The organism is Amycolatopsis saalfeldensis, assembly GCF_900110575.1.
GTDB classification, from domain to species: domain Bacteria; phylum Actinomycetota; class Actinomycetes; order Mycobacteriales; family Pseudonocardiaceae; genus Amycolatopsis; species Amycolatopsis saalfeldensis.
Genome location: NZ_FOEF01000005.1, coordinates 193,315 through 214,531, shown reverse-complemented (window position 1 = coordinate 214,531; position 21,217 = coordinate 193,315). Strand labels below are relative to the sequence as shown.

Here is a 21,217-nt window from a genome sequence, read left to right as displayed (position 1 = left end):
TGGACATCCCGGTCAGGAAGGAGGACTCTTGCTGAACGCGATCACCGAGTCGAACCCCGGGGCGGCACTGGATGTCCACCGACGAGCGCCCGCCCGCGCCGCGTCTGGACGCCCGTCTGGTCGCGGCCGCGATCGAGGGCGACCGGACGGCAGTGGACCGGCTGCTCGCCGACCTTCGCCCGCTGGTGCTGCGCTACTGCCGCGGACGGCTCGGCAGCAGCTTCGGCGCCGAGGACTGCGCGCAGGAGACGTTGATGGCGGTGCTGCTCGCGCTGCCGCGCTACCGCTACGAGACCGACAGCTTCCTCTCGTTCGTCTTCGGCATCGCCGCGCACAAGGTCGCCGACGCATACCGGCGCCAGAGCCGTGACCTGTCCGAGCCGTTCGCCGATCCCGGCGACACCCGTGCCGGAAGCTCACTGGCCGCACCGGACGAATACGCGCGCACCGACGCGCGCCTCCAGATCGGGGAGCTGCTCAGCCATCTGCCGCCGCTGCACCGGGACCTGCTGACGTTGCGGGTGGTCCTCGGCTTCACCGCCGAAGAGACCGCGGAGGCGCTGGGCCTGCCGAGCGCCGTCGCCGTGCGCGTCGCCCAGCATCGGTCGCTGTCCAAGCTGCGGCAGCTGATGAACGCCAAGGCGGCGAATCAGTCCGAGTGAACGGCTTTGGTCCCGGGCCCGGCTGGGCCCAGAGTGCGCGGCTCCCGTTTGGCCAGCAGGGCGCGCACGCCGGTCAGCGGACGCTTCACGGGCGTGGCCGGATCACGGCGCCCGGCCTCGGCCGGGAGCCCGAAATGAATGCGCACGCCCATGGCGCGCCTCCTGCACCTGCGATCGGACGTTGCTGCCGCCGGGGGTCAGGGACGGGAGACTTCAAACGATAGCCGCGCGCGGACGCTACGGCGGCCATCGATCGGGGTGTGGTGGTGAAGTCCAGCCCACCGGGCGAACCGGTTCTCACCGGATGGACAACCCGGCCTTCAGCGTCCGGCCGGTCGCTCGAACAGCTCGCGCACCGTCGCCGACCGGGCGACGACGTCGCCGGCCACCGCGCTCAGCTTCCGGTTGTGGCTGCGCGCGTATCGGCGCAGCACGGCGAAGGCCTGGTCCAGCTCCAGCGAGAGCCGCTCGGCGACGAACCCCTTGGCCTGCTCGATGATCACCCGGCTGGACAGCGCCGTCTGCAGCTGCTCGACCAGGACCTCGTGGTGCCGGATCATGCGGGCCTGCAGCAGCCCGATCGTCGCGACGTCGACCATCGCGCGGGCGGCCCGCAGATCCCCGGCACCCAGCTCGCCCGGCGCCGAGGAGAACAGGTTCAGCACCCCGATCACCTCCGACCGCAGGCGCACCGGCAGGGCGTGCACCGCGCGGAAACCGTGGTCCGCGGCGGCCGCGGCGAACTTCGGCCACTCCCCCGACAGCGCCGCCAGGTCGGCGTTCGTCACCTCGCGGCGGAGCCGGTACGCGTCCAGGCAGGGCCCCTCGTCCCCTTGCAGCTGGAACAGCTCCAGCAGCCGGACCTCCTCGTCCGAGCTGGCCACGAGCTGCAGCTCCCCCGCCGCGTTCGCGAGCAGCAGACCGGCCGCGTCGACGTTCAGCAACTCGACGCAGCGGCCGGACAGCAGGTGCAGGAACTCGATGACGTCGAAGTCGTCGATCAACGTGTCGGCCAGTTCGACGAACGTCTCCAGGAGCCGCCCTTCGGTCAAGCCGGCCACCTCCCGTGACTTGTTCGCCCGCCGGAAACCCCGCCGCTGACTGTAGAGCAATCCGGCCGTTGTCAGGTCACGCTTTGACCAGGTCAGCCCATTGGCGCACCGCGTCCACGTCCACAGTGGACTGCCAGCCGCCGGGACGGACCGCGCTGCCGACGTGGAACCCGCGCACCCCGCCCGCGCGCAGCAAGTGCACCTGCTGGGCGCGCAGGCCGCCGCCGACCAGCAGCGCCGGGCCGTCTTCGCGGCGCGCGAGCCGCTGCAGCACGGACAGGCCGCTCCCGACCCCGGCCGGGTGGCCCGCCGCCAGCACGGTGTCGCAGCCCAGCTCGGCCAGCACGCCGAACGCCGCGATCGGGTCGCGCGAACGGTCGATCGCGCGGTGGAATGTCCAGGCCAGGCCGTCCAGCTCCTTCAGCAGCGAGCGGCAGGCCTCGGCGTCGACCTCGTTGTCCTCGGTCAGGAAGCCGAACACGAACTCGCGTGCGCCGGCCTCCACCAGCTTCGCCGCGTCGGCCCGCAGCGCGTCGAGGTCACCGGCGGCGAAGGAGTTGGCGCCCCGCAGCATGACCCGCACGGGCAGGTCGGTCGCGGCGAGCACTTCGCGCACCGTCGCCGCCGAGGGGGTGAGCCCGTCGCTCGCCATGTCGGCGACCAGTTCGAGACGGTCCGCCCCGCCCTCCTGCGCGCGCTGCGCGTCCTCGGCGCCCAGCGCGATCACTTCCAGCAGGGCGGTCTTCGAGCTCATGCGTCGTCCGTTCAATCAGGGTGCGTGGTGTCGTCCCCCCGCGCGTGGCGACCGCGGCGGAACCCGCCTTGAAGGCTCGTCATCCGCTCGCGCACCGCTTCGGGGGAAAGCGAGAGTATCGGCCGCTGCTCCGGCACCAGCCCGGGGCCGTCCTCGACGTCGGAAACCCGCAGGAAGGGCCAGGTGTCCTCGGCGCCGTCCTCCTGCTCGAGCTCGTCGGGCGTCGGCCACTGCGGGTCCGCGTCCGGCTCCTCCGTCGGGTACGGCGGCTCATCGGCCGGGTACGCGGGCTCCTCGAACGCCGAGAACTCGGTTTCCGGGTACTCGGCTTCCAGATACCCGGGCTCGGGGGGTTCGGGCTCGGCGGCCGGGTATTCCGGCTCCGGGTCGGCGACCGGGAACGCCAGCTGCTCCGGCACCGCCATGGCGTGCCGCGGCGGCTCGGCCTCGGCGCGGGGCGTCTCGTGTCCCGGGGCGATCGGGAGCGGTTCCGGGGGTGTGGGCGCCGGGGCGTCCGGGGACGAGGACACGGCGTCGAACCAGCGCGAAAGCACGTCGCGGTAGGCGGGCATGCGCTCGGTGGGCGCGTCGAACTCCAGGTGCGAGCGCTGTTCCGCGGCCGGCGGCCACGGCGGGCTGCTCTCCACCACCGGCGCGCGCCGCGGCGGCCCGGGCTCCAGCACCGGCGTGAGCAGCACGTCGTCGGCCGGCTCGTCCGGCACCGGCTCGGCCACCGGGGTCAGCGGCGCGAGCGGGGCCAGCAGCTCCGGCATGGGCTCCGGCTCGGGCGAAGGCTCGGGTTCGGCCGAGACCGAGGCCGGTGCGGGCACCGGGGCTTCGGTGATCAGCGCGGCCGGCACCAGCACCGTCGCGCGCAGGCCGGTGCCCTCGGCCGGATGCAGGCGGACCTCGATCTCGTGGCGCACCGCGAGCGTCGCCACCACGTACAGGCCCATCCGGCGGGAGACCTCGACGTCGACGTCCGGCGGGTCGGCCAGCCGCGCGTTCGTGCGGTCGATCTCGGCCTGCGGCATGCCGGCGCCGCGGTCGGTGATGTCGATCCGCCAGGCCCCGTCCGCCGTCCGGGCGCTTTCGACGGTGACGATGGTGCGCTCGTCGGAATAGCGCGTCGCGTTCTCGAGCAGCTCCGACACCACGTGCACGAGGTCGTTCACGGCCTCGCCGCGCACCGCGAGCGCCGGGCCGGGGCCGAGCTCGATCCGCTGGTAGTGCTCGACCTCGCTGAGCGCGGCGCCGATGATCTCGTCCGCGACCACCGCGCCGGTGTCCTCGCGCACCAGGTCGGTGCCCGAGAGCACCAGCAGGTTCTCGCTGTTGCGCCGCATCCGCGTGGCCAGGTGGTCGAGTTCGAACAGGCCCGCGAGCGTGTCCGGGTCCTGCTCGTCCGCCTCCATCCGGTCGAGCACGGACAGCTGCCGCTCGACGAGGTCCTGGCTGCGCTGCGAGAGGTTGACGAACATCGCGTTCACGTTTTCGCGCAGCAGCGCCTGCTCGGCAGCGAGCCGCACCGCCTCGCCGTGCACCTGGTCGAAGGCCCGAGCGACCTGCCCGACCTCTTCGCGCGTGAACACCGGCACGGGTGCGACGGCCGCGCGGTGCCGCATCTTCTCCGGCGCCGGGTCCGGGTCGGTGAGCAGCCGCTGGACGGCCTCGGGCAGCCGGTGGTCGGCGACCTCCAGCGCGGTCCGCCGCAGCACGCGCAGCGGCCGCAGCAGCGAGCGGGCGATGACCACCGACAGCACGCCGGCCACCAGCAGCACGGCCAGGACGATGCCGCCGTCCCAGATCGTCGACGTGCGGGCGCGGGCGGCCATCGCGTCGGTCTGCTCCTGCAGCTGGACGAGCAGCGCCTCCTGCACCTGGTGCGTGAGGTTGACCGTGTAGGTGGCCGCGGTGTCCCACTGGTCCGGGTCGAGCCCGGCGAGCGACTGGCCGTTCTCGGTGCGGGTCAGCGCCGACTCGACCAGGTCGTTGCCGATGTCGACGACCAGGCCGATCACGGTGTCGTCGTACATCCGCTGCTGGTCGGGGGTGGCGAAGGTGCGGTAGTCGTTGCGCGCGGCGGCCAGCTCGGCCTCGGCGCCCAGCAGCGCGCGCGTGCGATCGCGGTTCAGGCTGCCTTCGGCGAGCGCCTCGGCCATGATCGCGCGCTTGACCGACATCTGGTCCTTGATCCGCGCCAGCGCGTTGCCGGCCAGGCGCAGCCGCGCGAGCTGCGGGTCCGAGACGTCGGCGGCGGCGGTGTCGCTGATGTCGAGCAGGCCGGAGATCAGCTCGCTGTAGGACCGCAGCACGGCGTCGGCCGGGTAGGCGGAGTGCTCGGCGGAGAACCGCAGGCCGCTGAGCACGTGGAGCCGGTCGTCGCTCTGCTGCAGGCTGCTGGCGGCGGAGGCGGCGAGCCGCGGCTTGCTGTCGGCCAGCGTCCGCTCGAAGGCGCCGATGGCCTGGTCCACGCGCGTGCGCTGGCCGGCGAGGTCGGCCGGGTTGCCCTGCCGGTTGCCGGCCACGAACCGGACCGTGACGTCCCGCTCGCGCTGCAGCTGGTGCAACACCTCGGCCACGGCGCTGTCCACCCGGCCCCGCGCGGCGAACTCGGCGAGCTGCTGGGCGTCGCGCAGGTCGCTGCTCACGCGGAGGCCGACCAGGCCGACCACGGCCAGCGCCGGGATCAGCAGGACGACGAAGAGCTTGGTGCGCAACCGCCAGTTGCGCAGCCGCCAACGGCCCCCGAGCTGCTGCTGGGCAACGGAATCCGTGACGTCCTTCTGCCGGGCAGCGGAATCCGTCGCGTCGCCCTTGCGGGGACGCTTGTCGCGACGGGTCACCTGGGCTTCCTTTTCACCGCGGGACCTCACCCACGGACGGCATCGGGTTCTCCAGCTCGAACCTACTGAAGAGTAGGTCACCTCGGGCAGATCGGGATGCCATTCTGGCGGGGCCACGGCCCTGTCCGCGATGGTATGGGCAGCGGACCATAAGCTCCAGCATGATGAGCAGATTCTCTCGGTAGGTGAGAGCGGATGAACGTACGCGGACTGGCGTTGGCACTGGTGGCGGTCCTGCTGGCCACCAGTGGCTGCTCCCTGTTCACTTCCGGTGACTCAGCGCCGCCGCCGGCGCTGGAGCGGACCACCCTGCGCGTCGGCGTCGCGAACCCGATCGACACGGCGCCGCTGCGGATCGCCGTGGCCGCCGGGAAGTTCCGCGAAGCCGGGCTGAACGTAGACCTGGTGGAGCTGGGCGCGAACGACGGGCTGGCCAAATTGACCTCCGGTCAACTGGACGTGACGTTCGGCAGCGACGTCTCGCTGTTCCGCGCCGCGAGCGGCGGCACCACCCTCCAGCTCCAGGGTGAGGCCTACACCTCCGGCAGCAACACCATCGCGCTGGTCACGCTCCCCGGCTCCGGTTACACCGAGCCCACGGCCAAGAAGTCGCCGAAGATCGCGGTGGACACCCCGGACGACATCGGCGCGCTGACCGCGGGCTCCGTGCTCTCGACCGCCGGCGTCGACCGGGCCAAGATCCGCTACGTGGCGCGCCCGTTCGACCAGATGCCGCAGGCCCTCCAGTCCGGCGACGCCGACGCGGCGCTGATGGTCGAGCCGTTCATCACCCGCGCGGAGAAGGAGCTGGGCGCGCAGATCCTCGCGGACGGCTCCAGCGGCGCCACCCTGGACTTCCCGGCCTCGGGCTACACCGCCACCGGCGCGTTCGCGCAGGCCGCCCCGCACACGCTCGCCGCCTTCCGCCGGGTGCTCATGCAGGCCCAGCTGACCGCGGGCGACTCGGCGACCGTGCGCGACGCGCTGCCGACGTTCTCCGACATCGACGCGACCACGGCGGCGCTGATCTCACTGGGCAGCTACCCGACGACGCTGTCGGCGACCCGGCTGCAGCGGGTCGCCGACCTGATGCACACCGCGGGACAGCTGGCGAACCGGCTGGACGTGCAGGCGATGCTCCCGGAGGAAGACCAGCCGTAGCTAGATGTTCTCGCCGGACGGGATCAGGCAGACCGTCCGGGCCGGCGGGCCCGCGTACGCGAGGGCAGTGGCCGCGGCGTCGCACTGGCTGTCGTCGCCGTCGTGCACGCTGACGCGGGCCTGCGCGGTCGGATCGGTGCAGGTCACCTTGCGCACGGACGTCTCGTCGTCGACGTTGCGCAGGCAGTCGCCCGAGGAGACGTTCAGGGCGAGGCAGAGCGTCTCGTCCGGGGTGGAGCCGGTGCTGCGGGACGAGCCGCCGAAGACCTGGAACCGGACGTAATCGCTGCCGTGGCAGGTCGAGGACCCGTGGACCACGTTGTCCACCCGGTAGGTCGCGCGTTGATCCGAACAGCCGACCCCGTGGTACGACTGGGTGCCGATGGTCTCTTGGCTGAGGTAGAGGCAGCTGCCCGCCGACGGCGGGCCGGCCGAGTGCGCGATCGCGGCCACCCCGAACGCGCCCAGCGAGCCGAGCCCCAGCGCGACCACGACGGCGCCGCCGAGCAGCGCCTTCGTCCTGGCGCCGAGCGGCCCCGGCCTCCCCGGCTGGGGCGGGGGCGGCGGCGCGTAGCCCGGGGGCTGGAACGGATTGGCTGCCGACGGGACGCCGAACGGTGGTGTGCTCAAGGGGCCCCTCCCAATGGTCCTGGCGATCATCTTGGCACCCGCGGGCCCGCGGCGGGAGGACGGCCGCGGATGGAACGTATAAAGGACAGGTGACTGATGGCCCCCTGATCGTCCAGTCCGACAAGACCGTGCTGCTCGAGGTCGACCACGCGCAGGCCGACGACGCGCGGATCGCGATCGCGCCGTTCGCCGAGCTGGAGCGCGCCCCCGAACACGTCCACACCTACCGGATCACGCCGCTGGCGCTGTGGAACGCGCGTGCCGCCGGGCACGACGCGGAGCAGGTCGTCGACGCGCTGACCACGTACTCCCGCTTCCCGGTGCCGCAGCCGCTGCTGATCGACGTCGTCGACGTGATGGGCCGGTTCGGCCGGCTGCAGATCGCCAACCACCCGGCGCACGGGCTGGTGATGTCGACCACCGACCGCGCGGTGCTGGAGGAGGTCTCGCGGCACAAGAAGATCAGCCCGATGCTGGGCGCGCGCGTCGACCCGGACACCGTGGTCGTGCACCCGTCCGAGCGCGGGCGGCTCAAGCAGGCGCTGCTGAAGGTCGGCTGGCCGGCCGAGGACCTCGCGGGCTACGTCGACGGCGAGGCGCACCCGATCGACCTCGACGAGAAGGACTGGGAGCTGCGCGACTACCAGCGCCGCGCGGCCGAGGCCTTCTGGGCGGGCGGCTCCGGCGTGGTCGTGCTGCCGTGCGGCGCGGGCAAGACGCTGGTCGGCGCGGCCGCGATGGCGCAGGCCAAGGCGACCACGCTGATCCTGGTGACCAACACCGTCGCGGGACGGCAGTGGAAGCGCGAGCTGGTGGCGCGCACTTCGCTGACCGAGGAGGAGATCGGCGAGTACTCCGGGGAGAAGAAGGAGATCCGGCCGGTCACCATCGCGACCTACCAGGTGGTCACGCGCAAGACCAAGGGCGAGTACCGCCACCTGGAGCTGTTCGACTCCCGTGACTGGGGGCTGGTCGTCTACGACGAGGTCCACCTGCTGCCCGCCCCGGTCTTCCGGATGACCGCGGACCTCCAGTCGCGCCGCCGTCTCGGGCTGACGGCCACGCTGGTCCGCGAGGACGGCCGCGAGGGCGACGTGTTCTCCCTGATCGGCCCGAAGCGCTACGACGTGCCGTGGCGCGACATCGAGGCGCAGGGCTGGATCGCGCCCGCGGAGTGCACCGAAGTGCGGGTCACCCTCACCGACGCGGAGCGCCTCGCGTACGCCACGGCGGAGGCGGAGGAGCGCTACAAGCTCGCCGCCACGGCCATGACGAAAACCCCGGTGATCAGGTCCATTGTGGAGCGTCACGCCGGCGAGCCGACCCTGGTGATCGGCGCGTACCTCGACCAGCTGGAGATGCTGGGCGACGAGCTGGACGCCCCGGTGATCCAGGGCTCGACGAGGAACAAGGAGCGCGAGGAGCTGTTCGACCGCTTCCGCCGCGGCGAACTGCGGACGCTGGTGGTGTCCAAGGTGGCGAACTTCTCGATCGACCTGCCGGAAGCCTCGGTGGCGATCCAGATCTCCGGCACGTTCGGCTCGCGCCAGGAGGAGGCCCAGCGCCTCGGCCGGCTCCTGCGGCCCAAGGCCGACGGCCGGCAGGCGCACTTCTACTCGATCGTCTCGCGGGACACCGTCGACACCGAGTACGCGGCCCACCGCCAGCGTTTCCTGGCCGAACAGGGCTACGCCTACCACATCGTGGACGCCGAGGACCTGCGGCGGCCGCTGTAGTTTCTCCTTGGGCTACAGGGATTCCGGCTCGTCCGAGGTACCCCGCATGCGGAGGATCGCCCAGCCGACGAGCGCCGCGGCCACGACGGTGAGCACGAGGCCGGAGAGGGTCGCGGCGGTCTGGAACTGCGTGGTCTGCCGCGCGCTCCAGTTCGACGTGGCGATGCTGCCGGTGAACAGCGCGGCGAGGATCGTGCCGGTCACGGCGATGCCGACGGCGGAGGTGACCTCGGTGGCGGTGTCGACCAGCGCCGCGCCGATCGTGCTCCGGTTCTTCGGCAGGCCGCGGAGCACGTTGACCCCGGCGACCGCGCCGACGACGCGCATCCCGGCGGCCTCGATCACGAGCGCGAGGGCGACCCACACGTAGCCGAAGCTGTTCATCAGGGCGTAGACGGCGAGCCCGAGCACCACCGCCGAGGCGCTGAGCCAGGCGGCCCGGTCGAGGCCGACCCGTTCCACGAACGGATTCACGAACCGGCCGCCCGCGAGGAGGACCACCACCTGCGGCAGCATGCCGATGGCCGCGAGCGTGGGCGACCACCCCCAGGCGAGCTGCAGCTGCAGCGTCACCAGGTAGCCGAGGCCGGCCGTCGCGAGCCCGGACGCGGCCTTGTAGGCCAGGCCGCTGGAAACCAGCGGGCGGGCGACGAGCCTCAGGTCGAGCAGCGGGTAACGCGCCGAAAGCTGGCGCCGGACAAAGAGAATCGCCGCCACGACGGCCGCAGCGGCGGCTAGCCACGGCATCCACGAGCCGGCGCCCTCGTTCACGAACAGCGTGGGTGCGGCGAGGGCGAGCAGGACCGTCGCAGTGCCCAGCACGGCCCCGGGCACGTCCACCGGGTCCCGGTGCAGATCCGCCGGATCGTCCGCGGCGATGCCGGCCCGGATGCCGAGGATCGCGAGCCCGGCGATCGGCACGTTCACCAGCAGCAGGACCTGCCACGGCGCGATGGCGAGCACGAGGCCGCCCGCCGTCGGGCCGAGCGCGAGCCCGGCCATGCCCACGGTGGAGATGACGGTCATCGCCCGCACGCGCAGGCTGTCCGCCTCGAACAGCCGGAAGGCCAGCGCCATCGAGCCCGGGGTGGTCATCGCCGCGGCGACGCCCATCACCACCCGGACGGCGATCAGCTGCTCCGCGGTGGTGACGAAGGCGGTCGCCAGGCTCGCGACGCCCAGCAGCACCAGGCCGACGAGCATGACCCGCCGCCGGCCGAACCGGTCGGCGATCGCGCCGAACGCGAGCATCAGGCCGCCGAACACGACCGCGTAGGCGCCGGTCACCCACTGCAGCGCGACGGTCGAGGCATGCAGGCTGTGGCCGATCGTGGGCAGCGCGACGTTCAGGATCGAGTTGTCCAGCATCTCGAACAGGAACACCGCGGACAGCCCGGCCAGGGCCATCCAGGCCTCGCGCAGGGATCGGGGCGAGGCCTGGATCGGGGGGCTTTCGACGCTCATGGGCGCTCCTTCCGCGGATTCGATACGAACACTGTTCTATGTCTGAACACTGTTCGTGTCAAGTGCTATAGTCGGGCCATGGCTGACAGGAGCGCTTCGCGCGGCACCGTTTCCCGTGACCAGTGGGCGGCACAGATCGCGGCCCTAGGCGACACGCGGGCCACGTCGCGGTCCCGCAAGGCGCCCATCACCGTCGGCCGGATCGTGGACACCGCGTTCCAGCTCGTCGAGGCCGAAGGGTTCGAGGCGCTGACGATGCGCCGGGTCGCCGCCGCACTGCAGACCGGCCCGTCGTCGCTTTACGCGCACGTGCGCAACAAGGCGGAGCTGGACGACCTGCTGATCGGCGAGCTGTGCGCCAAGGTGACCTTGCCCACGCCGGACCCGGCGCGGTGGCAGGAGCAGGTCCTCGACGTCTGCCGCCAGCTGCGCGACCAGTACCTCCGGTACCCGGGCATCTCGCGCGCCGCGCTGGCGGGCACCCCGAACAGCCTGGACACGCTTCGCATCGGCGAAGGGCTGCTCACGATCCTGCTGACCGGAGGGGTCTCGCCGCAGTCCGCCGCTTGGGCGAGCGACGCCGCGTTCCTCTACGTCAGCGCGCACAGCTTCGAGGCGTCGCTAAGGCAGCGGCCCGAGGAGGACGGCGACGGCGCCGACCGGGCCGAGCTCATCGAGCGGTTCAAGATGCTGCCCGAGAGCCGCTTTCCGACCACGGTCGCGTACGCGCGGGAGCTGACCCACGGCGACGAGCACGACCGGTTCGACTTCACACTCGGCGTTCTGCTCCGCGGGCTCGTGCCGGCGACGTCGTAGGGCCCGTCGCGGGACTGGTCGTCACCCGCTTGCCGCATCGTTCACAGCAGCCACAGGAGCCCCGTCCGAAACTGATTTCTTCCCTCGCTTTGGGTTGCCGGCGCCCTGACCTGCCTTTTTCTGGATTCACTCGAACGGATGAGCGACCAGAACCCTGGAAATTGTCGGACCCTCGAACTACTGTTCGACATGCACTACCGAACACCAGTTCGAGGGGAAGCCATGACGATCGCACCGTTCCGCCCCGGCCTCGGGGCACCGCCGGTCCAGACCCTGCCGCCCGGGCGGTGGCACGGGCGCATCTGGGTGTCCGACGAGCCGCTCGCCCGGCCCGAGCGGTATCTCAGCTGTGTCGCGGAGTTCGACCGGTCCGGCCTCTGGCCGGTGCTGATCCCGCACGACCAGCGCTTCGCCGCGCGCGGTGAAGACTGGCTGGACGACCGCGGCCATCTCGCGCCGGCCGGGCACCGCGTCGGCTCCGCCGACCCGGCCGAGGTGCTCGCGCGCTGGTGGGACAGCTCCTGCTGCGACGGCGCCTGCCTGCGCCCGTTCGGCACGCGGTTCCCCGGCCTGGCCCGCCGCTCCCACCGCCGGTCCGACCCGTTGGCCGAGGCCGGCAACACCGGCTCCATCCTGTCCACCCGCACCTCGCACCGGCTGGGCCTGGTCCAGACCAGCCGTCCCGCCGACATCCCGGCCCACCTCGGCTGGACGGGCATGATCAAGCTGACCGACCAGGTCGCCGAGCTCTCCGCCGTCCTCCGCAGCTGGGAGGACCGGTTCGGGGCCACGTTGCTCAGCGTGGGCTTCGACTCGCTGGTGCTGTCCGTCTCCGCGCCGCCGCGCAACCAGGCCCGCGCCCTCACCGTCGCGGCCGAGCACCGTGCTTTCAGCCTGCCCACGTACCTCGCCCAGCCCGGCAACCTCCGGGAGTACGCGGCCGAGCTGGTCCAGTCCAGGTTGTGGAGGTTCTCGTGGGCCTGAAGGCGCCAGGGCCGCGCGGTCGCGAGCCCGTCCAGCTCGGTCGTCCCGGCGCAGATTTCAGCTCGAACCCAGCTGCGCGATGGCGGTGAGACGGGCGTCCCCACAGTTGGGTCGAATGTCCCGGAACGTGGTGCGGGTGTCCGGGAGAGAGCCGCGCGGGCGGGTCTACCGGAACCGCCCGCGGCGAAAAACCCGAAGCGACCCTTCGGTTCGGGGATATCCGCTGTGGCGCAAGGATTTCTGTCCGGTGGTGCTGGTACCGCAGCGTGGGCTGGAATGCCTCTCGCGGCAGCTGAACGCCGTGAGGGCCAACGGGCCGTTCTGTTCGCGGCAACGGCCGGGGCAGGCATGGTTCGACGGGACGCCGTCGGACTTCGTGTTCGCGCCCGATTCCAGCATGCTCGCATCACACCAGTCACCGAACGACCAGAGCGGCAGCCCTCCCTCCGACCCACAGTGAGCGAACAGTGAGCGGCTTCCGATTGAGTGAGGCGTACGGATGCCGGTGGTCTGCCTGCTGTCTCTGGGGGTCGGCACGCAGACCGCCGCACCGCCTTCTCCCGGCTCACCGGCCCCTTGCCCGGCCACGCCCACCTGACCGCCACCCGCGCCCACCCGACCGCCGTTACCCACCCGACCGCCGCACCCGACCACCGCGCCCGGCCGCCCTCCGCTTCTCCTTCTTCCGGCTCACCGGCCCCTTGCCCGGCCACGCCCACCTGACCGCCACCCGCGCCCACCCGACCGCCGTTACCCACCCGACCGCCGCACCCGACCGACCGCCGCACCAACCAGACTGTGCCCACCCGACCTCCGCACCAGCCCGACCGCGCCCGCCCGGCCGCCGCACCAACCCCGACTGTGCCCGCCCGACCGCCGTCAAGCTCGCCGCCGCCAGCAAGCCGCACAGCGCCGCAGCCCGGCACCGGTAGCCGACCTCCGGGCACAGCACAGCGGCCCCAGTAGCGCGCCGCAATACTTCGACACAGCGCTCGCCTCAGCAGAGCACCGCGGCGCAGCAGCGCGAACACCTGGCAGGTGCGGCGGCACCGCCGCCCGGCGGCACCGCGGCGCAGCAGCGCGGCACCTGGCAGGTGCGGCGGCACGGCCGCGTGGCAGCACGGCCACCCGCCAGTCCTCAGTGGACAGAGACCAGTGCGGCCAGCTTGGCGCGCACGTCATCGACGTCGGGGTGGCCGATGTCGGTCAGCAGCCGCACTGAGCGGAGCCAGCAGTCGCGGGCGGCGGCGACGTGGCCGAGGCGCAGGTGGGCCGAGCCGAGTTGGGCCAGGACGTCCGCGGCTTCGTACTGTTCGCCCATCGCGAAGAACATGTCGACGGCGTCGGACATGCACTCGATGCCCTCGCGGTGGCGGCCGAGGCCGAGCAGGGCCCGGCCGCGGGTGTGCAGGGAGTACCGGCCCTCACGTGGATCGCCGTCGGGCGGGGTCAGGGCCAGGGCCTCGTCGGCCAGGGAGAGCGCGCGCGGATGGTCGCCCATCGTGGTGCAGAGGTCGCCGAGGGCGCGCAGCACGTTGGCCTCGAAACCGCCGAGCCGCAGATCACGGACGATCTGCAGGGCCTGAGTGCCGTGTTCGTACGCGCTGGGAAAGTCCTCGAGATTGTTCGCCGCCATCGCGAGGTTGTACTGCGCCCGCGCCTCGCCCTCGCGCGAACCGAGCTCGCGCTGGATCGCCAGCGCCTGCTCCAGGTAGTTCCGCGAAGACGCGTAGTCGCGCATCACCCCGTCGATCACGCCGAGGCCGTTGAGGATGCCCGCCTCGCCGTCGCGGTCGCCGGAGATGCGGGTGGCCCGCAGCGCCAGCGCGTACACCGCGCGCCAGTCGTTGATCCGCGCGCGGCCGGCGAAGTACGTCTGCAACAGCCAGGTCAGCTTCCAGCAGTGCGCGTACCGCCGCTGCCGGAACGCCAGATGCACAGCCGACACGAGGTTGCCGTACTCGGCGGCGAACCACCCGAGAGCGGCGTGGTAATCCGCGAACTCCACGCCGACGGCCCAGCCCTCGAGGCCGAGCGAACGGTAGAAACGGTCTGGCCGCATCGCGCGCGACGCGTTCAGCGCCGACCCGAGGTACCAGTCCAGCAGGCGGTCCAGCGCGGCGGCGCGGCACTCCTCGTCGTCCACGTGGTGCGCGAGCTCCCCCGCGTACACGCGGATGAGGTCGTGGAACTGGTACCGCCCGGGTTGCGGCTGCGAAAGCAGATGCGCCGAGACGAGCGCGTCGAGCGCCGCCCGGGTGCTCACCGGGTCCCGGCCGGCGAGCGCCACCGCGGCCCCGGCCGTGAAGTCCGGGCCGGTGGGCAAGCCGAGCAGTCGCAGCAGCCGCGCGGCCGGCGGCGCCAGCGCGCGGTAGGAGTACGAGAACACCGAGCGGATGTTCGTCTCCTCGCCGTCGCCGAGGTCGAACGAGCCCAGCCGGTCCGGCTCCGCGTCCAGCGCCGAGACGAACTCGCCCAGCGGGAAGTCCGGGAACTGCGCCGCGCGCACGGCGAGGATCCGGATCGCCAGCGGCAGGCCGCCGCAGTAACGGACGAACCGCTCGGTCGCCGCCGGGTCGGCGTTCACGCGGTCCACGCCGATCGCCGACGCCAGCAGCTCCACCGCGTCCTGTTCGCCGAGCTGCTCCAGCGCGACCCGCCGCGCGCCGTGCGTCGCCACGAGCGCGCGCAGCTGCCAGCGGCTGGTGACCACCACCAGGCAGCCGGGGCCGGGCAGCAGCGGGCGCACCTGCTCGGTGCTGTTCGCGTTGTCCAGCACCAGCAACAGCCGCCGGCCGGCGGTGTGGGTGCGCCAGGTGGCGGCGCGGCCGTCGAGGTCCGCGGGGATCTGGTCGCACGGCACGCCGAGCGCCAGGATCATCGTTTCCAGCGCCGCGATCGGCTCCACCGGGTCGCCCGGCCCGTAACCGCGCAGGTTGAGGTACACCTGCCCGCCGCGGAACTGCTCCGCGATCCGGTGGGCGAAATTGACCGCCAGCGTTGTTTTTCCTATACCCCCCATGCCTTCCACCGACGCGATGGGAGTCGAGGTGCCGTCGTCCAGTGCCTCGGGCAGGAGCGCGTGCAACGCCTTGAGGTCGGCTTCGCGCCCGGCGAACGCGCCGAGGTCGGCCGGCAGCTGCCGCGGCACCCGCGGCTCGGCGGCCGGATGGCGGAGCGCGAGGTCGTCCGGTTCCGCGCCGTTGAGCACCAGCCGGTGCACCAGTTGCAGGCCCGCGCCGGGGTCGAGCCCCAGCTCGTCGGCCAGCACGTCGCGGATCCGCCGGTAGACCGCCAGCGCCTCGGCCTGGCGGCCGGAGTGGAACAGCGCGAGCACCAGTTGCTCGTGCAGCCGCTCCCGCAGCGGGTTCTCCTTGGTCAGCCGGGTCAGCACGGGGATGACGGCAGCGTGTTCGCCGATCGCCAGCAGCGCGTCGGCCCACAGTTCGCGCACGCGGGTCCGCTCCTCGGCGAGCTGGCCGGCCTCGTCGCGGTGCAGGGCCTCAGATTCGACATTCTGCAGCGCCGGCCCCCGCCACTCACCGAGAGCTTCGGCGAACAGCTCGGCCGCGGCCCGGTGCTCCCCGCGCTCGGCGGCCTCGCGCCCGCGGGCGGCGAGCGCGCGGAACCGGCCCAGGTCGACCAGCGCCTCGTCGACCTCCAGCAGGTAGCCGCCGCGCTCGGTGCGGATCACCACCCCTTCGCCGAGCGCGCGGCGCAGCCGCAGCACGTACGTCTGGAGCGCGCCCTTGGACCGGCGCCGGTCGTCGTCCCAGAGCCAGCGGCCCAGCTCGTCGACGGACACCACGCGGTTGGCCCGCAGCAGCAGCCCGGCCAGCACGATCAGCGGACGGCTGCCGCCCAGCGGCACGGCTCGGCCGCCGGCCACGACCTCGGCCGGGCCGAGTACGCGAAAGTCCAGGCCGTCCACCTCTCCCATTCTGGTGGGTACCCGGCCGATCGGCATCCGAGTTCCCCACCCGGCGGCGATGGCATGATCAGGGGCGATGAAGGTCTACGCGCTGCCGCTGCACAACCAGTTCCGGGGTATCACCGTCCGTGAGGGCCTGCTGCTGAAGGGGCCCGCCGGCTGGGGTGAGTTCTGCCCGTTCGCGGACTATTCGGACGCCGAAAGCGCGCCGTGGCTCGCCGCCGCGCTGGAGGCGAGTGAAGCGGGCTGGCCCGCGCCGGTGCGCGATCGCGTCGAGGTGAACACCACAGTCCCGGTCGTAACGCCGGAGCGCGCGCACGAGCTGGTCCGGGCCTCCGGCTGCCGGACGGCGAAGGTGAAGGTCGCGGACAAGCGCTCGACGCTGGCCGAAGACTGCGCGCGCGTCGAAGCGGTCCGGGACGCGCTCGGCCCCGCCGGTGCCCTCCGCGTGGACGCGAACACCGCCTGGGACGTCGACACCGCCGTTCGCTCGCTCACCGAGCTGGATCGGGCCGCGGGCGGCCTGGAGTACGCCGAACAGCCGTGCCCGACGATCGAAGACCTCGCCGCCGTCCGCCGCCGGGTTTCGGTGCGCATCGCGGCCGACGAGTCGATCCGCCGCGCCGAGGACCCGCTGAAGGTCGCCGTCGCCGGGGCCGCGGACCTCGCCGTGCTGAAGGTCGCGCCGCTGGGCGGGGTCCGCCGCGCGCTGGAGGTGGCCGAGGCCTGCGGGCTGCCGTGTGTGGTGTCGTCCGCGGTGGAGACCAGCGTCGGCCTGGCCGCCGGGCTCGCGCTCGCCGGGGCGCTGCCCGAACTCGATTTCGCGTGCGGCCTCGGCACGATCTCCTTGCTGACCGGTGACGTCTGCGGCCGCTCACTGTCCCCTGTGGACGGTTACCTGCCGGTCCTGCCGCAGGCGCCGGAGCCGGACCGCTTCACATCGTTCCCGGCCTCGCCGGACGTCGCCGCGGTATGGGAAAGCCGGCTGTCCCGAGTCCGCGCCCTGCGCTGAAACGGCTCAACCGAGCCAAGGCCGCGTGACCCGCGCGTACGTGCCGTCCTCGCGCACCTCCAGCAGCCACCGGTCCACGAACTGCCGGAAGGCGTCCTCGCCGCGGGGCAGGAGGTAGGCCTTCTCGTCTTGGGTGAACGGCTGGTCCGGGTGCACGGCGCACAGCTGCGGGTGCTGCCGCGCCTGCCACCGCGTCTCGGACGCGTCGGTGATCATCAGGTCCGCGCGACCGGCGAGGAGCTGCTCGAAGATCGTGTTGTTGTCCGGGTAGCGCACGATGGTCGCGTGGTGCAGGTTCGCCGTCGCGAACTGGTCGTTGGTGCCACCGGGGTTGACGATCGCGCGCACGCCGGCGCGGTCGATCTGCGCCAGCGTGGCGTACTTCGCGACGTCCGCGCAGCGTGTGATCGGGGTCTTGCCGTCGCCCAGGTACGGCGTGGTGAACAGCGCCGTGCGGGCGCGGGCCGGGGTCACGGAAACCCCGCCCATCACGAGGTCGCACCGGTTCCCGACGTCGACGGCCACCTTCGCCCAGGTGGTCCGGACGAGGGTGAGCCGCGTGCTGAGCCGCCGCGCGAGATCCGCGGCGAGGTCGACGTCGATGCCGCTCCACCGGCCGTCGGAGTCGAGGTAGGTGAACGGCCGGTAGTCGCCGGTGCCGCAGACCCGCAGCTCGCCGCGCGCGACGATCTCACCGAGCCGTCCAGCACCGGACCACCCGGCGCCGTCACCTCCGGGGGCCGCTGCCGCCGCGCCGACGCCCAGCACGACCAGCAGGACCACTCCGAGCGCGACCACCCTCGTTTTGACCATCAGGCCATCTTGCCCGCCACCGCGGACCAGCGGGCATCCGGTTTTCCCTGAGCCGGGCTCAGGGTCGGAGTCCAGGGTCGGTCTCCGGGCCGTTCCCCGATGTGGCGGAACCGCTGACGCCGCAGGATGAAGACATGACGAACAGCGTGTACACCCCGGAAACCAAGAAGCTCTTCCGCAGCAGCACCGACCGCAAGCTGACCGGCGTCTGCGCCGGCTGGGCCGACTACCTCGGCGTCGACCCGTCGATGGTGCGCATCGCCGCGGTGGCCGGCGCGGTGCTCTCGGCCGGCGTCGTCCTCCCGGTCTACGCCGCGGCCGCCCTCCTGACACCCGACTCGGCCGACGCGACGGCCCCGGCCGAGACGGCCGCCTGACCCACCTGGGCGCCGGCCGCAGGGGGTCCGGCGCCCGACCCGCACCGCAGACGGGGGTCGTGGTGCGGGACAAGGGGAAACGGGGTGCACGCCCCAAGGGGGAGGACGGAAGGGCCCGGATGCCAGGGGAGGCGTCCGGGCCCTTCCTCATGCGCGGACCGGGCCTCCGGGCCCGTGTCGCACGCGATGAAGCAGTCCCCCGCGGCGCTCACGCGTTCACGCCGGAACGGGGACCGCCGCGCCCGCGTCCGACCGTCATGACCCACTCGCCGGCTCCGGCTTCCGTCGTCACCGCTCGGGCGGTGGTGTGCACGCTCGGCGGGCTGCTCGTCCTCGGGGCCGGCGCGGTATCGCTGCTGTTGCTGGGGTTCAGCGCGATGTGCACCGACGACGGCGACACCAGCGACTGCGCGGGCGCCGTCGCGTTCGCGTTCAGCCCGATCGGGGCCGTGCTGCCGACCGCCGTCGCCGCGATCGTGGTCGTCTGCCGGGCCCGGCGGGCCGGGACGGCCTGGGGCTGGGGCCTCGGCCTGCTCGCGGCCGGGCTGCTGGTCCCGGCCGTGGCCTTCGCTTTCCTTACCGCATAAGAGAAAAAGCCCGGCCCGCCGAAGCGGACCGGGCTTTCCCGGTGAAGCAGTAGCCCGAACTCAGAAGTCCATGCCACCCATGCCACCGGACGGGTCGGCCGGAGCGGCCGAAGCCTTCTCCGGCTTGTCCGCGATGACGGCCTCGGTGGTCAGGAACAGCGCCGCGATGGAGGCGGCGTTCTGCAGCGCGGAGCGGGTGACCTTCGTCGGGTCCGGCACGCCGGCGGCGAGCAGGTCCTCGTAGACACCCGTGGCGGCGTTCAGGCCGTGACCCTGCGGGAGGGACCGGACCTTCTCCGCCACAACGCCGCCCTCGAGGCCGGCGTTGATCGCGATCTGCTTGAGCGGCGCCTCGACGGCGACCTTGACGATGTTGGCACCAGTGGCCTCGTCGCCCTCGAGCTTCAGGCCCGCGAACGCGACCTCGGCGGCCTGGATCAGGGCCACGCCGCCACCGGCGACGATGCCCTCTTCCACGGCGGCCTTGGCGTTGCGCACCGCGTCCTCGATGCGGTGCTTGCGCTCCTTGAGCTCGACCTCGGTCGCGGCACCGGCCTTGATGACGGCGACGCCGCCGGCCAGCTTCGCGAGCCGCTCCTGCAGCTTCTCACGGTCGTAGTCGGAGTCCGAGTTCTCGATCTCCGCCCGGATCTGGTTGACGCGACCCTGGATCTGGTCGGCGTCGCCCGCGCCCTCGACGATCGTGGTCTCGTCACGGGTGATCACGGCCTTGCGGGCACGGCCCAGCAGCGACAGGTCCGCGTTCTCCAGCTTGAGGCCGACGTCCTCCGAGATCACCTGGCCACCGGTCAGGATCGCGATGTCCTGCAGGATGGCCTTGCGGCGGTCACCGAAGCCCGGCGCCTTGACGGCGACGGACTTGAAGGTGCCGCGGATCTTGTTGACGACCAGGGTGGCCAGGGCTTCGCCCTCGACGTCCTCGGCGATGATCAGCAGCGGCTTGCCGGACTGGATGACCTTCTCCAGCAGCGGCAGGACGTCCTTGACGTTCGAGATCTTGGAGCCGAAGAGCAGGACGTACGGGTCCTCCAGCTCGGCTTCCTGACGCTCCGGGTCGGTCACGAAGTAACCGGACACGTAGCCCTTGTCGAAGCGCATGCCCTCGGTGAGCTCGAGCTCCAGGCCGAAGGTGTTCGACTCCTCGACGGTGACGACGCCTTCCTTGCCGACCTTGTCCAGCGCCTCGGCGATCAGCTCGCCGATGGTGCGGTCAGCGGCCGAGATCGAGGCGGTAGCAGCGATCTGCTCCTTGGTCTCGATCTGGACGGCGGCCTTGTGCAGCTGCTCGGTGATGGCCTCGACGGCCGCCTCGATGCCCCGCTTGAGGCTGATCGGGTCGGCACCCGCGGCGACGTTGCGCAGGCCCTCGCGCACGAGCGCCTGGGCGAGCACGGTGGCGGTGGTGGTGCCGTCACCCGCGACGTCGTCGGTCTTCTTGGCAACTTCCTTGACGAGCTCGGCCCCGATCTTCTCCCACGGGTCTTCGAGCTCGATCTCCTTGGCGATGGAGACACCGTCGTTGGTGATGGTCGGCGCGCCCCACTTCTTTTCGAGCACGACATTCCGGCCACGCGGGCCGAGCGTCACCTTGACGGCATCGGCGAGGATGTTCAGGCCGCGCTCAAGACCGCGGCGGGCGTCCTCGTCGAACGCGATCAATTTGGCCATAACGGTGTGGTCCTCCGGTATTGGGCGCCACCGCCGCGCTGCGCTCTGTGGTGCCAGCAGCGGCGGCAGCAGGACTCTTCCTCGGCCAGGCTCGGTGCCCGCGACGGACGACCGGCCACTGGGGCCAGCCTCACCGTCCCGACCTTCAGGCGAGCGGTCGGTGACCGCCCACCTGGCACTCAACGGCGTCGAGTGCCAGGTCCGTGTTTAGCACTCGCGGGGTGAGAGTGCAAGAAGTGCAGGTCAGCGTCAGCGGCTCGGCTGGATCGAGATCGACGTCGGCGGCGCCTTGAGCGAGGTCGCCGGCGCGTTGGACTGCGATCCACCCGGGCCGACGGGGATGTTGGGCGCGGTGGTGGGGTTCGTGCCCCCGCCACTGCCGCTGCCGCCGCCGAACAGGAAGATCGCGCCGACGACCAGCCCGGCGAGCACCAGCACGCCCAGCCCGATCCACAGCCACTTCAGCCCGCCGCTCTTCGACTGCTGGAACGCGCTGGGCCCGCCCGCGGGAGACGGCGGCCGCAACCGCATCGGTTCACCGGGAGGGCCGTAACCCGGGTGCGGCATCCCGCCGTACGCGGGCTGGCCCGGGTGAGCCTGCTGACCCGGGTAGCCGTAACCCGGCTGCTGGGGTCCCGGCTGCTGGGGTCCTGGCTGGAATCCCTGGGGCGGCATGCCGGACTGGCCGGGGTAACCGCCGTAA

Annotated in this window: 17 protein-coding genes; 8 read left to right on the top strand and 9 right to left on the bottom strand. The window is 72.3% G+C overall.

Features of this window, described 5'->3' with window-relative positions:
• The first annotated feature begins 71 nt into the window (after positions 1 to 71).
• On the top strand, positions 72 to 662 hold the full coding sequence (locus tag BMY97_RS14325; protein ID WP_091617294.1) for a sigma-70 family RNA polymerase sigma factor: 591 nt from the start codon (positions 72 to 74) through the stop codon (positions 660 to 662).
• On the opposite strand, the gene BMY97_RS47025 is transcribed toward BMY97_RS14325, so the two are convergent.
• The 4 genes from BMY97_RS47025 to BMY97_RS14310 form a co-directional block, all read right to left on the bottom strand.
• Positions 650 to 814: a hypothetical protein gene (locus tag BMY97_RS47025; protein ID WP_177231340.1), complete on the bottom strand. Its 165-nt coding sequence runs from the start codon at positions 812 to 814 to the stop codon at positions 650 to 652. The genes BMY97_RS14325 and BMY97_RS47025 overlap by 13 nt on opposite strands.
• Before the next feature lie 168 nt (positions 815 to 982).
• A complete protein-coding gene (locus BMY97_RS14320) occupies positions 983 to 1,714 on the bottom strand; it encodes a GAF and ANTAR domain-containing protein (RefSeq protein ID WP_091617518.1) in 732 nt (243 codons plus the stop codon).
• Positions 1,715 to 1,790: 76 nt separating this feature from the next.
• Entirely contained in the window at positions 1,791 to 2,468 is a 678-nt protein-coding gene (locus BMY97_RS14315; protein WP_091617293.1) for a copper homeostasis protein CutC, read from the bottom strand.
• 11 nt (positions 2,469 to 2,479) lie between these two features.
• Complete coding sequence (locus tag BMY97_RS14310) at positions 2,480 to 5,314, bottom strand: sensor histidine kinase (RefSeq protein WP_177231339.1); 2,835 nt, start codon at positions 5,312 to 5,314, stop codon at positions 2,480 to 2,482.
• Between the two features lie 195 nt (positions 5,315 to 5,509).
• On the opposite strand from BMY97_RS14310, the gene BMY97_RS14305 reads away from it, so the two are divergent.
• Positions 5,510 to 6,475 carry an ABC transporter substrate-binding protein gene (locus BMY97_RS14305; protein WP_091617291.1) on the top strand — a complete coding sequence of 322 codons (966 nt, stop codon included), beginning with the start codon at positions 5,510 to 5,512 and terminating at the stop codon, positions 6,473 to 6,475.
• Here BMY97_RS14305 and BMY97_RS14300 read toward each other — a convergent pair whose 3' ends face one another.
• Positions 6,476 to 7,105 (bottom strand): LppU/SCO3897 family protein, encoded by a 630-nt coding sequence (locus BMY97_RS14300; RefSeq protein ID WP_091617290.1) that lies wholly within the window; start codon positions 7,103 to 7,105, stop codon positions 6,476 to 6,478.
• Between the two features lie 89 nt (positions 7,106 to 7,194).
• Here BMY97_RS14300 and BMY97_RS14295 point away from each other — a divergent pair, with 89 nt between their 5' ends.
• On the top strand, positions 7,195 to 8,841 hold the full coding sequence (locus tag BMY97_RS14295; protein ID WP_091617289.1) for a DNA repair helicase XPB: 1,647 nt from the start codon (positions 7,195 to 7,197) through the stop codon (positions 8,839 to 8,841).
• Between the two features lie 12 nt (positions 8,842 to 8,853).
• Here the strand turns inward: BMY97_RS14295 and BMY97_RS14290 are convergent, their stop codons facing one another.
• A complete protein-coding gene (locus tag BMY97_RS14290; protein WP_245787311.1) occupies positions 8,854 to 10,305 on the bottom strand; it encodes an MFS transporter in 1,452 nt (483 codons plus the stop codon).
• Positions 10,306 to 10,383: 78 nt separating this feature from the next.
• Between BMY97_RS14290 and BMY97_RS14285 the strand changes: the two genes are divergently transcribed.
• Both BMY97_RS14285 and BMY97_RS14280 read left to right on the top strand, forming a co-directional pair.
• Entirely contained in the window at positions 10,384 to 11,121 is a 738-nt protein-coding gene (locus BMY97_RS14285) for a TetR/AcrR family transcriptional regulator (RefSeq protein ID WP_091617288.1), read from the top strand.
• 222 nt (positions 11,122 to 11,343) lie between these two features.
• Positions 11,344 to 12,105, top strand: coding sequence for a DUF4253 domain-containing protein (locus BMY97_RS14280; protein ID WP_091617287.1), 762 nt, complete (start codon positions 11,344 to 11,346; stop codon positions 12,103 to 12,105).
• A 1,138-nt stretch (positions 12,106 to 13,243) separates the two neighbouring features.
• On the opposite strand, the gene BMY97_RS14275 is transcribed toward BMY97_RS14280, so the two are convergent.
• Positions 13,244 to 16,045, bottom strand: coding sequence for an AfsR/SARP family transcriptional regulator (locus BMY97_RS14275; RefSeq protein ID WP_091617286.1), 2,802 nt, complete (start codon positions 16,043 to 16,045; stop codon positions 13,244 to 13,246).
• 67 nt (positions 16,046 to 16,112) lie between these two features.
• Between BMY97_RS14275 and BMY97_RS14270 the strand changes: the two genes are divergently transcribed.
• Complete coding sequence (locus BMY97_RS14270; RefSeq protein WP_091617285.1) at positions 16,113 to 17,048, top strand: o-succinylbenzoate synthase; 936 nt, start codon at positions 16,113 to 16,115, stop codon at positions 17,046 to 17,048.
• A 6-nt stretch (positions 17,049 to 17,054) separates the two neighbouring features.
• On the opposite strand, the gene BMY97_RS14265 is transcribed toward BMY97_RS14270, so the two are convergent.
• Positions 17,055 to 17,864, bottom strand: coding sequence for a transporter substrate-binding domain-containing protein (locus BMY97_RS14265; RefSeq protein ID WP_091617516.1), 810 nt, complete (start codon positions 17,862 to 17,864; stop codon positions 17,055 to 17,057).
• Positions 17,865 to 17,995: 131 nt separating this feature from the next.
• Here BMY97_RS14265 and BMY97_RS14260 point away from each other — a divergent pair, with 131 nt between their 5' ends.
• Positions 17,996 to 18,238 (top strand): PspC domain-containing protein, encoded by a 243-nt coding sequence (locus BMY97_RS14260; RefSeq protein ID WP_091617284.1) that lies wholly within the window; start codon positions 17,996 to 17,998, stop codon positions 18,236 to 18,238.
• Between the two features lie 257 nt (positions 18,239 to 18,495).
• Positions 18,496 to 18,825 carry a hypothetical protein gene (locus tag BMY97_RS14255; RefSeq protein ID WP_091617283.1) on the top strand — a complete coding sequence of 110 codons (330 nt, stop codon included), beginning with the start codon at positions 18,496 to 18,498 and terminating at the stop codon, positions 18,823 to 18,825.
• Positions 18,826 to 18,885: 60 nt separating this feature from the next.
• Here the strand turns inward: BMY97_RS14255 and groL are convergent, their stop codons facing one another.
• Positions 18,886 to 20,514 carry a chaperonin GroEL gene (groL, locus tag BMY97_RS14250; RefSeq protein ID WP_091617282.1) on the bottom strand — a complete coding sequence of 543 codons (1,629 nt, stop codon included), beginning with the start codon at positions 20,512 to 20,514 and terminating at the stop codon, positions 18,886 to 18,888.
• Between the last annotated feature and the right edge of the window lie 703 nt (positions 20,515 to 21,217).